The organism is Saccharococcus thermophilus (genome assembly GCF_011761475.1).
Classification (GTDB): domain Bacteria; phylum Bacillota; class Bacilli; order Bacillales; family Anoxybacillaceae; genus Saccharococcus; species Saccharococcus thermophilus.
In genome coordinates, this window is the sequence record NZ_JAASRS010000001.1 from 1,317,043 (window position 1) to 1,331,240 (window position 14,198).

The 14,198-nt window shown below is 44.6% G+C and carries 17 protein-coding genes; 7 read left to right on the top strand and 10 right to left on the bottom strand.

What is annotated here, in order from left to right; translation table 11 throughout:
* Positions 1-16: 16 nt before the first annotated feature.
* Both BDD39_RS06760 and BDD39_RS06765 read right to left on the bottom strand, forming a co-directional pair.
* Positions 17-1,159 (bottom strand): acyl-CoA dehydrogenase, encoded by a 1,143-nt coding sequence (locus tag BDD39_RS06760; protein ID WP_166909235.1) that lies wholly within the window; start codon positions 1,157-1,159, stop codon positions 17-19.
* 132 nt (positions 1,160-1,291) lie between these two features.
* Positions 1,292-1,942 (bottom strand): TetR/AcrR family transcriptional regulator, encoded by a 651-nt coding sequence (locus BDD39_RS06765; RefSeq protein ID WP_166909237.1) that lies wholly within the window; start codon positions 1,940-1,942, stop codon positions 1,292-1,294.
* A gap of 143 nt (positions 1,943-2,085) precedes the next feature.
* Between BDD39_RS06765 and BDD39_RS06770 the strand changes: the two genes are divergently transcribed.
* Entirely contained in the window at positions 2,086-2,631 is a 546-nt protein-coding gene (locus BDD39_RS06770; protein ID WP_166909239.1) for a flavodoxin family protein, read from the top strand.
* Positions 2,632-2,642: 11 nt separating this feature from the next.
* On the opposite strand, the gene BDD39_RS06775 is transcribed toward BDD39_RS06770, so the two are convergent.
* Positions 2,643-3,155: a GNAT family N-acetyltransferase gene (locus BDD39_RS06775; RefSeq protein ID WP_166909240.1), complete on the bottom strand. Its 513-nt coding sequence runs from the start codon at positions 3,153-3,155 to the stop codon at positions 2,643-2,645.
* A 41-nt stretch (positions 3,156-3,196) separates the two neighbouring features.
* Complete coding sequence (locus BDD39_RS06780; protein ID WP_166909242.1) at positions 3,197-3,955, bottom strand: alpha/beta fold hydrolase; 759 nt, start codon at positions 3,953-3,955, stop codon at positions 3,197-3,199.
* A gap of 150 nt (positions 3,956-4,105) precedes the next feature.
* Here BDD39_RS06780 and BDD39_RS06785 point away from each other — a divergent pair, with 150 nt between their 5' ends.
* From BDD39_RS06785 to BDD39_RS06795, 3 genes are all read left to right on the top strand, one after another.
* On the top strand, positions 4,106-4,348 hold the full coding sequence (locus BDD39_RS06785) for a DNA alkylation repair protein (protein WP_166909244.1): 243 nt from the start codon (positions 4,106-4,108) through the stop codon (positions 4,346-4,348).
* A gap of 10 nt (positions 4,349-4,358) precedes the next feature.
* Complete coding sequence (locus tag BDD39_RS16570) at positions 4,359-4,493, top strand: hypothetical protein (protein WP_279587933.1); 135 nt, start codon at positions 4,359-4,361, stop codon at positions 4,491-4,493.
* Positions 4,494-4,966: 473 nt separating this feature from the next.
* Positions 4,967-5,218 carry a DUF6154 family protein gene (locus BDD39_RS06795; RefSeq protein ID WP_166909246.1) on the top strand — a complete coding sequence of 84 codons (252 nt, stop codon included), beginning with the start codon at positions 4,967-4,969 and terminating at the stop codon, positions 5,216-5,218.
* A 43-nt stretch (positions 5,219-5,261) separates the two neighbouring features.
* Here the strand turns inward: BDD39_RS06795 and ilvA are convergent, their stop codons facing one another.
* Positions 5,262-6,470 carry a threonine ammonia-lyase gene (ilvA, locus tag BDD39_RS06800; RefSeq protein ID WP_166909248.1) on the bottom strand — a complete coding sequence of 403 codons (1,209 nt, stop codon included), beginning with the start codon at positions 6,468-6,470 and terminating at the stop codon, positions 5,262-5,264.
* A gap of 70 nt (positions 6,471-6,540) precedes the next feature.
* Positions 6,541-7,770, bottom strand: a complete 1,230-nt coding sequence (locus BDD39_RS06805; RefSeq protein ID WP_166909250.1) for an MDR family MFS transporter — start codon at positions 7,768-7,770, stop codon at positions 6,541-6,543.
* Positions 7,771-8,279: 509 nt separating this feature from the next.
* Between BDD39_RS06805 and BDD39_RS06810 the strand changes: the two genes are divergently transcribed.
* From BDD39_RS06810 to BDD39_RS06820, 3 genes are all read left to right on the top strand, one after another.
* Positions 8,280-9,470, top strand: a complete 1,191-nt coding sequence (locus tag BDD39_RS06810; protein WP_166909252.1) for an alanyl-tRNA editing protein — start codon at positions 8,280-8,282, stop codon at positions 9,468-9,470.
* Between the two features lie 233 nt (positions 9,471-9,703).
* Positions 9,704-10,969, top strand: coding sequence for a two-component system sensor histidine kinase NtrB (locus BDD39_RS06815; protein WP_166909254.1), 1,266 nt, complete (start codon positions 9,704-9,706; stop codon positions 10,967-10,969).
* Between the two features lie 181 nt (positions 10,970-11,150).
* Positions 11,151-12,512 (top strand): MATE family efflux transporter, encoded by a 1,362-nt coding sequence (locus BDD39_RS06820; RefSeq protein WP_166909256.1) that lies wholly within the window; start codon positions 11,151-11,153, stop codon positions 12,510-12,512.
* A gap of 30 nt (positions 12,513-12,542) precedes the next feature.
* On the opposite strand, the gene BDD39_RS06825 is transcribed toward BDD39_RS06820, so the two are convergent.
* The 4 genes from BDD39_RS06825 to rarD all read right to left on the bottom strand — a co-directional run bounded on the left by BDD39_RS06825 (position 12,543) and on the right by rarD (position 14,196).
* Positions 12,543-12,707 (bottom strand): putative peptidoglycan binding domain-containing protein, encoded by a 165-nt coding sequence (locus BDD39_RS06825; protein WP_166909258.1) that lies wholly within the window; start codon positions 12,705-12,707, stop codon positions 12,543-12,545.
* Between the two features lie 119 nt (positions 12,708-12,826).
* A complete protein-coding gene (locus tag BDD39_RS06830; RefSeq protein WP_166912309.1) occupies positions 12,827-12,988 on the bottom strand; it encodes a YjcZ family sporulation protein in 162 nt (53 codons plus the stop codon).
* A gap of 35 nt (positions 12,989-13,023) precedes the next feature.
* Positions 13,024-13,122 (bottom strand): YjcZ family sporulation protein, encoded by a 99-nt coding sequence (locus BDD39_RS06835; RefSeq protein ID WP_166909260.1) that lies wholly within the window; start codon positions 13,120-13,122, stop codon positions 13,024-13,026.
* Positions 13,123-13,260: 138 nt separating this feature from the next.
* Entirely contained in the window at positions 13,261-14,196 is a 936-nt protein-coding gene (gene rarD, locus BDD39_RS06840; protein ID WP_166909262.1) for an EamA family transporter RarD, read from the bottom strand.
* Positions 14,197-14,198: the final 2 nt, after the last annotated feature.

The following is a 14,198-nucleotide window of genomic DNA, read 5'->3' on the forward strand; positions in this document are numbered from 1 at the left end:
GCGCATTCCCTGATATTTAGCATCCTAGTTGACGGGCAATCACAAGGCGTTGAACTTCTGACGTACCTTCTCCGATTTCCATCAGTTTGATGTCGCGTAAATGGCGTTCGACTCCATACTCTTTCATATAGCCATAGCCGCCGTGAATTTGAATCGCTTGGTTGCAGACACGGAAGCCCATTTCCGAAGCGAACAGTTTTGCGAATGATGCTTCTTTTGTAAACGGTTTTCCTTGATCTTTTAGCCATGCTGCTTTATACACCATATTGCGGGCAAGCTCAATTTCCATCGCCATATCGGCAAGCTTAAATTGGATCGCTTGAAATTTTGAAATAGTCTGACCAAATTGGACGCGCTCCTTCGCATATTGAAGCGCTTTCTCAAACGCTGCCTGCGCAATGCCGACCGCCAGTGCGGCAATGGAAATGCGGCCCCCGTCAAGCGTGTACAAAAACTGTTTAAACCCTTTTTGCGGATCGCCAAGCACGTTTTCTTTCGGCACACGGACGTTTTCAAACACAAGCTCACACGTATTGGAAGCTCGGACGCCCATTTTATCGTAGTTCGAACGGATCGTAAACCCTGGCGTATCGGTTGGAACGATAATGGCGGAAATAATATTTTTGCCGCGTTCATCTTTTCCCGTCACCGCTGTGACAATGACCTGTCTGGAATATTGGGCGTTAGTAATCCAGCACTTTTCACCATTAATGACATATTCGTCGCCATCCAATACCGCAGTGGTGCGCGTGCCGCCCGCGTCAGACCCGGCGTTCGGCTCCGTCAAACCAAACGCTCCCAACGTTTCGCCTTTTGCCATCGGCACAAGCCACTTTTGCTTTTGTTCTTCCGTGCCGAAATAATAAATCGGGCTTGCGCCTAAGGAAACGGCAGCAGCATAGCTTAATCCCGTGCCGCCACAAGCGCGGCCGATTTCTTCGACGGCGATGGCATAAGAAATCGTATCTCCGCCTGAGCCGCCATACTTCTCTGGAAAAGGAATGCCTAAAAGCCCTAATTCGCCCATCTTTTTAAACACTTCGACAGGGAAATACGCTTCTTCATCCCATTTCGCCGCGTATGGCGCAATTTCCTTCTCGGCAAAGTCACGAACCATCTCTTTAATCATCTGCTGCTCTTTTGTTAATTCGAAATTCATTCTCTCTCCCCCATTAGATTTATCATTTATCTTAAAACCGACTAGTCGGTTTTAACGTTAGCAATAGAAACAGTTGTTAACTATCTCTGCTTCCGTTTAGACCGACCAGTTGGTTTCTTTACAAAATACATATTATTTTTCCTCCGAAAACGTATGAAACAAAGACGGAAGCAAAAATTGAGAAATGGACGCTTTTTCCTTCATTTCTTCCCGCAGCACGGCATGCAAAATAAAGTCGGCAAAATATTTCGCGATTTGTTCGATCGAAAGCGGGCCTTCCGGGTTATACCATTTATACGTCCAGTTGACCATGCCGATAATCGACATGCCAGTAATTTCTACGGATAGTTCAGGACGGAATTCTCCCGCTTCGATCCCCTCACGGATGACGCGAAAAATGACTTGTTTGAACTCATCGCGTTTTCGGTTGATCTTTTCCGAGTATTCCGGCTTTAAATATGTGCTTTCCTGATAAAAAACGGTAATGTGAGGCTTATATAAATGAAACACTTTAACAAACGACTGGATAATAGCATATAAGCGCTCTGTTGGAGTGGTGTAATTTTCATACGCTTCCTGGGCCTTATTCAAGACATACGTAATAAATACGTCATGAATGTGATAAAGCAGCTCGTCTTTTGACTTAAAGTTGTGGTAAAAGCCGCCTTTTGACGTATCGCTTTCTGTCACAATGCGGTCAACGGTCACACCATGATACCCATATTTTTCAAAAAGGTGAAGAGCGGTGTCAATAATTCGGTCTTTCAGTGGTTTTTCTGCCATGGAAAATCTCCTTTGCTTTTATGTTACCATCATTTTCTGAAAAATAAAATATTTTTTATTAATTATAAAATACGAAATGGTTGCCGGAAATGTCAACTATCGTTTATCATCAATCATGTAATGAAAAAGAAAGGAACGATACGATGGCGAAAATATTAGTGTTAAATGGCAGTTCAAGAGAAAACGGAAATACCGAACAGCTGACAGACGTGATGTTGGAAGGCGTTTCTTGCACCCGTATTAACATAAGAGACTTTTTGATTCAGCCGATTGTTGACAAACGCCATGATCCGGCGGGGTTTACGAAAGTGGATGATGATTATGATCGAATCATTGAACTCGTTCGCCAACATGATGTTCTTGTATTTGCGACGCCGATCTATTGGTATGGAATGAGCGGACATATGAAGCAATTTATCGATCGCTGGTCACAAAGTTTACGGGATACGCGATTTTCTTTTAAAGAAGAAATGAAAAAGAAAAAAGGCTTTGTCGTGATTTGCGGCGGCGACGATCCGTATATAAAAGGCCTTCCGCTCATTCAACAGTTTCAGTACATCTTTCAATTTATGGGTCTTGAATACATCGGCTATATGATCGGGGAAGGAAACGCCCCTGGCGATGTACTTCGCGATGAACGAGCAATCGGTCAAGCGAAATACTGGAACCAATTTTTTCGTTCGTTATAAAATTCCCGGCTTTATGCCGGGGAATTGTCCTTTAGCTCCCAGAAAAGCATTGCGTCATCTTGTGCTCTCAATTGAAACCCAGCTTTTTCTAGCACGCGTTTGGAAGCGATATTTTCTTTTGCGCATTCGGCAACGACTTTGTTCACTTCGGGACATTGTGTCAGCCAGTGTACGAAAGCGCGAACCGCTTCGGTCGCATATCCTTTTCCCTCGTACTTTGGTACAATCCCATAGCCAATCTCAATAACCCCGTTTTCATCCGGAGCGCCTTTGCCTCCAATTTCTTCAATAATCATGGAATTGCCTTTGTGAACGATAAGCCCGCTCCACTTTTGTTGTTCAGGATGTTTCTTCCATTGCTCCAAAAGCCACGGCAATATTTCCCCATAATCGCGGTTTGGCCACTCTGCCGCAACGTCATACCCAGAAGCCTTTTTCAACGCTTCCTTGCCTTCCACTGCAGCTTCTAGACAGTTCATGGAAAAACGAATGATCTGTAAACGTTTTGTTTCTATGAGAGACATTTTTTAACACACCTCTCTTACTTCCCCATTGTCTTCCCTCTTTAAGAAACAAACTCGAGAATCGTCTTAATCACTTCCGTTTCCCAGCGATGTGCGTCAAACGTATGGTTGGCTCCTTCAATCAAATGGACGGTGGCGCGATTGCCGTAGCATAATTGCTCATACAGATGGCTGACGCGGTACGGTACGACATCATCTTTCGTTCCATGAATCAACAGCACAGGGCCGTCGTACGGCTTGGCACGCTCAAATACGTTGATCGTTTGTAAATCCTCCAAAAACGCGTGTCCGACTAAGTTGCCTCCGTGATCAAAATACGGAGCGATCACATCGATATTCCCTTGCCGAATCGTCTCCGCAATCAGCTCGTACATGTTTCCCGCCGGCGCCATAAGAATTAATTTGGCGACATCGTTCGGCCTTTCGCCGGCAACGACGCTGGCGACCAGTCCACCCATGCTGAGGCCGAGCAAGTAAATGCGCGATGGGTCAATGCTCTCATCGCGTTTGACAAAGTCGACAATCGCATGCGCTTCCTCTATTTCTTTTGATATGGTCATGTCTTCAAAATCGCCGTCGCTTTCCCCGCTGCCCAAAAAGTCGAAGCGAAAACTGGCAATTCCTTTCTTCTCCAGCGCGCGCGATATTTTTAAAAATAAACGGTGCGGTTCTAGTTTCGTGCCGGTAAATCCGTGAAACAAAATAACCGCAGGGATCTTTTCACCAAGCGCTTTTTCCGGGATATGCTCCATCCCGCGCAATGTCATGCCTCGATGAGTCAATGTAATCGCGTTTTGCACCTTCGCTCGCCTCTCTTTATTATTTTTTTTATCAACTACTAAGTTCGCTATATTTGTATGCGATTCCTCTATGATATATAGAATGTTTTTTCACCATTTGATACATAATCATGGCGGCTTTTCAAAAAATAAAGATGGAGGTGGTTTCATTTGGAACCGATGTTATGTCCGAACTGCAAAACGAACCGCACACGCTTTCACTTAATCGAGCAGCAGCCAAAAGCGGTAAAACTCCATCCGCAAACGGGTGAAATTGAACGAGAATACACAAACGAGACGTTAGAACCATTCCATCTTCCGTATCGCGGTCCAAGCTACCGCGTGCAGTGCGGCACATGTGGATTAATTGAGGATGCCGAGATGTTCATTCAACGTGCGAAATCTTCACAATGAGGTGAGAAACATGGCAAATAAAAAGCAAACTCCATCATCATCGGTCGATCAAAAACAGCTAGTTAACGACAAAGCAAAATCGGCAAGAGAAAAAGGCGATCAGCATATTCGCCGCGTCACGCCAAACGGAGCGGACGGGCAATAATCATAAAAGGTGGGCCTACTTCCCAATTCAAGTAAGCCCACCTTTTTCTAGAGATACATCGCCCATGTACCAATATCGCGAAAGCCAAGGCGTTTATGTTTGCTGAATCAACGTGGCAAACCCTTCGACATCAAAATCGCCTTGCGCATACGGAATATAAGATTTATAATACCGAAGCAGCACTGCTTTTAGATTGCCTGTTTCGTCCAATTCTCCCCAAATTTCTTGAAAGTCGGCATCATATCCAAACGATTCGATGCCACCGATAATAAATAATAAATAATTAAACGATGGTTCTTTTTGCAGAAACGAAAAAAGCAGGTCATGGTCATGCTTGTTAGACGCCGAATCATCTCTCCCCCTCTTTTTTTAGATTTTTACTATCATAACTATACTGAACCAAAATTAGGCAATCATCATATACATAAATTTTATGCAAACTGATGATAAACGAAACGGATGGAGGAAAAACGATGAAATTTGTTGACGAGCTATATGAGTACTATAAAAACCGGCTCACAGGCGATGAAGAAGATGCAGAAGTGATGACGATGTCGATTTTGGAAGAGCTTGACCGCAACGATTTGCTGCAGCTCATTCAAGAAATGGCCGATGAGGAATTAATGGGGATGGTGGGGCTTTACATTCTCGAAAGTCTAAAAGCGAAAATGGCGCAGGATGGAATCGGACAAACAAAACTACGCGATATGCCAATCGTTCATTGAAAAACAACAGGGATGACGTGACTACGCCATCCCTGAGATTATTTTATCGAAAAAACTCGACATCGTATCCTTCTTTTAACAGCACTTGGTGAATTTGATGAATATGCTCTTCGTTTTTCGTTTCGAGCGAAAAATGAATTTCCGCCTGACCCGGCAATACTTTCGCCCCGATGCGCTGATGGTGAATCGACATGACATTTGCTTCCAACTCGGCGATAATCCGCAACAGCTTATTGAGCTGGCCCGGCTTATCAGAAATGACGGTCGTAAACGTGACAAAACGACCGGATTCAACGAGCCCGCGCTCAATAATGCGCGAAATAAGGGTGACATCGACATTGCCTCCGCTTAATATGGCAACGACTTTTTTTCCAGCAAACGGCAACTTTTGATACAACAGCGCCGCCAGCGGGCACGCCGCCGATCCCTCGACTAACAGCTTGTTCCGCTCCAATAAATATAACATTGTCCGCGAAATTTCCGCTTCTTCCACGCAAACGACGCCATCGACATATTTTTCAATATATTTATACGTGATATTTCCTGGCTTCTTCACCGCAATCCCATCGGCAATCGTATCAGAGGAAGTAATCGTTACCGGCTTTTTATGGCGAAGGGCCGCCGTCATTCCCGGACAGGCCGATGATTCGACGCCATACACTTGGATTGACGGTTTTAGCTGTTTTAACGTAAACGCCAAACCAGCAAGCAAACCGCCGCCGCCAACCGGGCATAGAACAATATCGGCATCCGGAAGCTGCTCGAGAATTTCCAAGCCGATCGTGCCTTGTCCTGCCATGACCGCTAAATCATCAAACGGATGAACAAACGTCGCCCCTCTCTGCCGCTGCAATTCAAACGCATACTCAAGCGACTCATCAAAAACGTCGCCATATAAAATAACTTCCGCTCCATATCCTTTTGTTGCTTCTACTTTGCTTAACGGCGCTCCTTTCGGCATGACGATCGTGCACGGGATGCCGATCATGCTGCTGGAGTAGGCGACCCCTTGGGCATGATTCCCTGCCGATGCGGCAATCACCCCGCGTTTTCGTTCTTCTTCTGTCAACGACATAATTTTATTAAACGAGCCTCGCACTTTAAACGAACCGGTTTTTTGCAAGTTTTCCAATTTCATATACACATTATTGCCGGATAAATTGCTAAACGTTTGCGAATGCTCGAGCGGGGTTTGATGAACAATTCCTTTCATTTTCTCTCTTGCTTCTAACACATCATTTAACGTTAGCATCGTTTTCATCACCTAACTATTTTTCATTTCAGCTGTCACACTAATCATTATATAAGAAAAATGAGCGGTGCTACAAACTATACTGCATATAGCGTTTTTTTCCCTTCATTAAGTGAAAAGCATATAAAAGAAACGGAAATCCTAGAACGCTTAAAAGTGCCAGCAAGCCAAAAATGTAGATTCCATGTGACACACCAAACAAAGAAATGAAACATCCCCCTAATGTTGGTCCAAATGCATTTCCAATCGCTGTAAATCCCATTGCCCCAAAATATAAACCTTTCATATTCGGTTTAGCGATTTGATCAATAAATAAATCCCCCATGGTAAACATCATCACTTCGCCCATTGTAAAGACAACCATCGCCGCAACAAGAAGCATGGGCTCATCGACAAACCCAAACAAAAACAAGCCGCAACCCACTGTCACCGTTCCTGACATAATCGATACAATCGGAGAAAAATATTTCCCGATTCGCGAGATCGGGTACTGCATGACTAATACGGAAACAGCGTTAACAACGATTAAATATGAAAATAGCTCAACCCCGTTTTGAAACTGTGGTGCGCTCGATAAGTATTGCGGAATCGTCGAATTAAATTGTGAATAACCTGCGGTTCCTAAAATCATGCCAATCATGGCTAATAAAAAGATTTTATCATGTGCGAGCACGTTGCACGCGCTTCGCAACGTAACGCGTTCCTTCGATGGATGCGCAGAAACGGCTCGAGAATCTCCGTAGCGGCGGAACAAAAACAATAGTGATGCCCCGTACAGCATATAAATCGTAGCTGTAAGCCAAAACGCCGAAGTGGAAGAAGCGCTCCCCATTTTTAAGCCGAGCAGCGGGCCGACAGCGGCGCCGACGTTAATCGCTGCATAACGCAGATTAAACACAAGCAATTTTTTCTTTTGGTCGGTTAAATCGGATAATAACGCCCGCGAAGAAGGTTCAAAAAAAGAACGGCATATACCGTTAAATGCGTTGCAAAGAAAAAAGAGGGCAACATGATCAGCCACGGCAAAACCGATAAACACAAGCACCCATAGCCAAATGGAAACAAGCATCACCCGCTTTCTCCCAAACCGATCGGATAAATGTCCCCCGATAAAGCCGGCAAATAAACTAACAAAGGAGCTAATCCCAATAATTGCCCCAGCCTCCACAGGACTGATTCCTTTTACCTTGGTTAAATAAATCGACAAAAACGGAATCGTCATAAACGACGCTGTCCTCGCAAACAGCGTGCCGATGATAATATGTAAGCTGATTGGATGTAATGCAAGAACGTTTCGCATATGTTTCCTCCTAGTGCATATGGTTTTGCAAATTTCCTTTGACTCACTCGGGCGCATCGTCGGCCCGGCAGTTGCCGGTTGGATGTTACAAAAATGGCCGAACTTCCTTATCTTTTTGACATTGGATTATCGATTGCGCGCTCGTTCTTTACCACCCATTTTCTAAACAATGAAGAGGGATGCACCGTACGTTGTCTTGGGAAAGTCTCTCCTCTTTTTAATTGTTTATTTAGAACATAGTTTAATAAAAATTATAAATATTTCTATTATTTTTGGTATAATATTGAATGGTAAAATATTTTTTCATTATACGCAACTAAATTTTATTAAAATATTTCGATTTACGTAATATTTTCCACTCTTTCAGAACCTCTCCCAAAATTTTTTTCATAAGCCCCTAAACAGAATGTGGGCGAAAAAGGTTCATAATAAGAAGCTTGCAAAAATAGCTAGATTCGTTCAAAATTTGCTTATATAAAATCAAACGATACGGGAAAGGATGAAACAGATTGACGGAAAAATTGTATTACACTTCCCCGACGACTAGCGAATGGACAACAACGATCACAAGTGCGGAAAAAGACGGAGATACATACCTTGTCACATTGGCGGAAACGGCGTTCTATCCCGAAGGCGGCGGACAGCCTTTCGACAACGGAGTGATCGCAGGTATCCCCGTGCTTGAAGTGTTCGAAAAAAATGAAGAAGTATATCATCGTCTTCCTTCCCTTCCTTCTGCATCAACTGTTCGTTGCCAAATTGATATGGCGCGGCGTCTCGACCATACCCAGCAGCATAGTGGCCAGCATTTATTGTCCGCCGTGTGCATCGAACTGTTTGACGCGCATACCGTCGGATTTCATATGGGCAGTGAAGTCGTAACAATCGATTTAAACGTCCCGTCTTTATCGGAAGAGGCGCTTACGTCCATCGAAAACCGCGCCAATGAAATCATTTATGCCAATATCCCTGTCGAAACCTATTACGTAACAAAAGAAGAAGCTCACCAGCTTCCGTTTCGCAAGCTTCCTGAGATTGAAGGAGATATCCGCGTTGTCGAAATAAAAGGGGTTGATGTTTCCGCTTGCTGCGGCACGCATGTATCGCGGACCGGGGAAATCGGCATGATAAAGCTACTAAGAACGGAACGCCATCGCGGAATGACGCGCCTTTCGTTTGTTTGCGGCAAACGCGCGCTTACCGACTACCAGCTGTCCCATCGCGTCGTGACTGCCGCTTCTTTGCGGCTGGGAACAAATCGGGATATGCTGCTTGACGTTCTCGGCAAATGGGAAGCGGAAAAGAAAGAGATGCAAAAACGGCTTGAACAATATAAGGAGATCCTATTTGCAATAGAGGCGGAAAACGCCGCTCAACAGGCAAAGCAAGAACAAGTCGTCGTGCGTGTTTATGAACAATATACCTTGAAGGACATACAAACAATCGCTGGCATCATCGCCAACCGCTATGAAAAAACAGCGGTGCTCGCTACAACATTAGAGCAACGCATCGCAATCGCCAAAGCGCCTTCCCATTTGCTCCATGCCGGAAAGTGGCTGAAGGAAATGCTGGCCTCCTCAAGCGGAAAAGGCGGCGGAAACGAGCGACAGGCACAGGCCGTTTTTCCATCCACAGAAGAGATGCAGAAATTTCTCCGTTTATTGCAAGACGATATCAAAAAGGGGAGCGCCCGTGATTGACGTCCATCTTCATCTTAGCCAATAACAGTATTAAAAACATGGCGGAAAGCGGGAATTGCGGGGGCAGACAGCGGTTTTCACCGACTTGCGCTCCAGCGGTCGGACACGGGAATGACAGAAAAGATGGCGAAACAATCACCGCCAATACGAAAAAATTGTACCTGCAATGATAGCCAAAATAAGCATATTTTTGTACAATAATTAATGGATGTTTAATTAAGGAGTTTGGGATGATGGACGATTTATCGTACGAACACCTGAAACAGCGCATAGCGGAATTAGAACAGCAAATACAATTTTACCAAAATTTTATTAAAAAAATTCCATTTCCATTCGTTTTCACCGATTACAAAACAGGAATGAAATTAGAAAAAAGCTGCGGAAAATCGACGCCGATCATAAAGCCGATCCCTGCATCGCCGGCAAAAGAGGCCGAATTTCAATGGGATATCGATTTTTATCGCGACATACCTTTTGAGAAAGTTGAAAAATTTTTAACGCCCATTCTTGACCTTGTTCCTCATCATATTGTGTTTGTTGATGGCAATGGCATTATTACGCTTTGTAACTTGCAAGCCGCCAACGACACCGGTGTGGACCGCGATGCGATCATTGGAAAACATATCCGCGAATTGTTGCAGCTACCCGATGAGCTGATTGTGACGCTGCAGTCCATTGAGAAAAAAGAACCCATCTATAACCAGGAAGTACTAGATCGCTTTTATGGCATCATTAATACGCGCATTATTTATCATGATGACGGCTCGATCAAACGGGTCATCAGCGTGTTCCAATCGTTGAATATGATGAAAGAAAACGAAAAACTTGCCGTCGCCGGCCGCATCGCCGCAGGAATTGCTCATGAAATTCGCAATCCGCTGACAACGGTTCGCGGCTATTTGCAATTTTTGAAAAGCGATCTTCCCGATCGAATTATTTCGCTGATCGATCGCCTGCTTATTCCCGAGCTGGATCGCGCCAACAGCATTATTACTGATTTCTTAAGCATCGCAAAGCCGGCGGATATAAAAATGGAAAAAATTAAAATCAACAAATTTATTCGTGAAGACGTCGGAATGCTGTTGCAGAGTGAAGCGCTGCTAAATAATGTAAATGTTTATTTTGATTTAGATGACCAGCTAGATCGATGCGAAATAAACGGCGATAAAAATCAGTTGTTGCAAGTGTTTCTGAATTTATTCCGCAATGCAGTCGAAGCAAAAATAAAAAAGACGATGAATGTCACGATTTCTAGCAAAAGATCCAACAACATGGTGCAAATTCAATTTTGCGATGACGGACCGGGCATACCGCCGTCAGTGATTGACCATATTTTTGATCCGTTTTTCTCGACAAAAGAAACAGGCACCGGCCTTGGGCTTTCACTATCGCGAAAAATCATCGAACTTCACAAAGGGACGATAAAAGTGCAAAGTGACGACAAAGGTACATGTTTTCTTATTGAGCTTCCCATTGGCGAAAAAAAGCTGTCCGTATAATAAACGGGACAGCTTTTTTTCCTGTACTTTTAACAACGATCTTTTTTTACATTTTATATTTAGAACAATGATTAATGAAAAAATCACCTTAAAAAGAAAAAAATTTCATTCTTGTTTCTTCCCCGTTTTTCTATTATTCTATATTAACAGTGCAATCTTTATAGAAAAGAGGCTGTTATCGATGCAGCAAACGATGACGTATAAAGAGAAAATCGTTCAATTGCTACATATTTTCCTTCCCGTATTCATCACCCAAGTCGGCCAATATGCGATGAATTTTGCCGATGTCACCATGTCTGGTCATGCCAGCTCAAAAGATTTGGCAGGAGTCGCGATTGGATCCAGCTTATGGGTTCCGGTCTTTACCGGAATGAGCGGCATTTTGCTGGCGCTAACTCCCATCGTTTCCCAGCATCTAGGAGCAAAGCGGCATGAACGAATTCCCCACGCGGTTATCCAAGCGATGTATTTAGCAGCCGCGATCGCCCTTTTTATCATTGCCATAGGCGCCATCTTTTTGCATCCGATTTTGGACCATATGGACCTAGACAGCAAGGTGCAGCGCGTCGCTTTCCACTATTTAACGGCCCTTTCCTTTGGCATCGCTCCGCTCTTTCTTTACTATGTTTTGCGCTGCTTTATCGATGCGCTTGGGCAGACGAAAATAACGATGTTGATCACCTTAACGGCGCTGCCGATCAATATTTTGTTCAACTACTTGCTTATTTACGGCCAATACGGATTTCCAAAGCTCGGCGGCGTCGGTACCGGCTATGCGACCGCCATTACCTACTGGTATTGCTTTTTTATCGCCGTTATTATTGTCCGAAAGTTTCAGCGTTTTTCCCGCTACCGACTGTTTGCGCGTTTTTATCCTCTCTCTTTCACCGCGTGGAAAGAACTTTTGAAAATTGGGGTGCCGATTGGTTTTGCGATTTTTTTTGAAACGAGCATTTTCGCCGCCGTTACGTTGCTGATGAGCGAATTTAGCACGACAACGATCGCTGCCCATCAAAGCGCCATGAATTTTGCTTCGTTTCTATATATGATCCCGCTCAGCATTTCGACCGCTTTGACCATTGCCGTCGGCTTTGAAGTCGGGGCGAATCGCTATCAAGATGCAAAGCAATACAGCTATCTTGGCATCGGCATGGCGGTAGCGACAGCTGCCGCAACATCGCTTTTGCTTTATTTTTTCCGCGCCGATATCGCCCGTATTTATACGAATGAACCTGATGTTTTGGCGCTGACGGCACAGTTTTTATTGTATGCGATTTTCTTTCAGTTTTCCGATGCGGTCGCCGCTCCCATCCAAGGAGCGCTTCGGGGCTACAAAGATGTTAATGCCACGTTTTGGGCCGCCTTCGTCGCCTACTGGGGCATTGGGCTTCCGCTCGGTTACACGCTTGCCAACTTTACTTCTCTAGGAGCGTTTGGCTACTGGATCGGGCTGATTTCAGGGCTGGCTGCTGGCGCCATATTTCTCTTTTTCCGCCTTCTTTCTATCCAGCGCCGCTACGGATATAGAAATGAACAAGGCTGACATGCATTTCAAGCTGTCAGCCTTCTTTCTTTAACGCTGCTTTTTCGTATATTCCCATATTCCGCGGTCGATTTTCCCTTTTTCCAATTCCCGTTCCTCCAAATTTTCCGTATGTATATCCCCTTCGTCCATCTGTTGAAAATAACCGAAGCGGGAGAGATGACGAACGAACTCCTCCTTTACTTCTCCTTTCACTGCAATTTCTTCAGCGAAAATGGCAAAAGATGCATGTATATAACTTCCTTGCTATCTAAAAATATTGGGAAGAAGCTTTACTCAGCCTCTTCCCATTTGTCGATGCTACTAGTTAGCCATTAGCACCATGTTGCTCCGACAATGATGAGCAAGATGAACAAGACAACGATCAGCACGAAACTAGAACCACGGCCATAGCCGAAGCCGCCGTAGCCAAAGCCACCGCCCCAGCCGCAGCCGCCCCAAGGGCCGCCGCCAAAGCCGTATAAACCAAATGGCATCATTCTTCACCTCCCTTGTGCAAAATCACTGGTTCTTAGTACATCCAGCCACCAATACACGCACATCCGACAATAATTAACAAGATGAACAAGACAACGACTAACGCAAATCCGCCACCGTAAGCTGCACCCACTTGAAAGCACCTCCTTCACTTTTGTACTAGTAGACTATTCAACTAACGGGTAAATGGTTAGATGTTTTCATAAAAATGGGTATTTGCCGAGTCTTTAGGAAAACAAAAAAAAAACGGACTGGCTCCTCCAATCCGTTTTTACACTTCGAGTGAATTCCGTTTCATCCATTTGTCACGCAGCCATTGCATTCGTTTTGTTTTAGCGAAAGAAAAAAGGATAAGCGCCCCCCAAATGCAGCTAAACGCATACATGTGCGTTTTCGTAAACGCCTCATGAAACAAAAACACGCCAAGCAGCAAGCTGATCGTCGGGGCAATGTATTGCAAAAACCCTAGCATGGTCATGGAAATTAATTTAGCCCCTTTGGCAAAATATAGAAGCGGGACGGCGGTGGCCGGACCGGCCCCAAGCAGCAATAACCCCTGCCAAACCGTCATCGATGATAACAAAGAAGGAACGTGGCTATACAAAACGAGAAGATAAATGAAGGAAAATGGTGTCACCGCCATCGTCTCGAGCGTCAAACCAATGGCAGAATCAAAGCTTGCCAATTTTTTTACCAGTCCGTAAAATCCGAATGAAAAGGCAAGCGACAGCGCAATCCACGGGAATGTTCCGTATTGAAAGGTCATGATACAGACTCCGAGGCAGGCGAGCGCAAAAGAAATCCACTGCCATACGTTAAGCCGCTCTTTTAACACGATCATTCCCAGCACAACGCTCACGAGCGGGTTAATATAATAGCCTAAACTCGTTTCGACAATATGGCCGTGATTGACGGCCCATATGTATATAAACCAGTTTGCGCTAATTAAAATGGCAGCTGCGCCGATTCCCCCCATTAACTTTGGCTGCCTGCAAATGGCGAACAGCTGATGTCGCCACGTTTTCAGCTGCCGGGTAGCCGACAGCAGTCCAATCATAAACAAAAACGACCAAGTGATGCGGTGCGCTAATATTTCCAGCGCCGGACGCGTTTCTAACAGTTTCCAATACAGAGGCAGTATGCCCCATAACAAATACGAAAACGCCGTATAGATGATCCCGATTTTTTCTTCGTGTGACTGGTTCACTT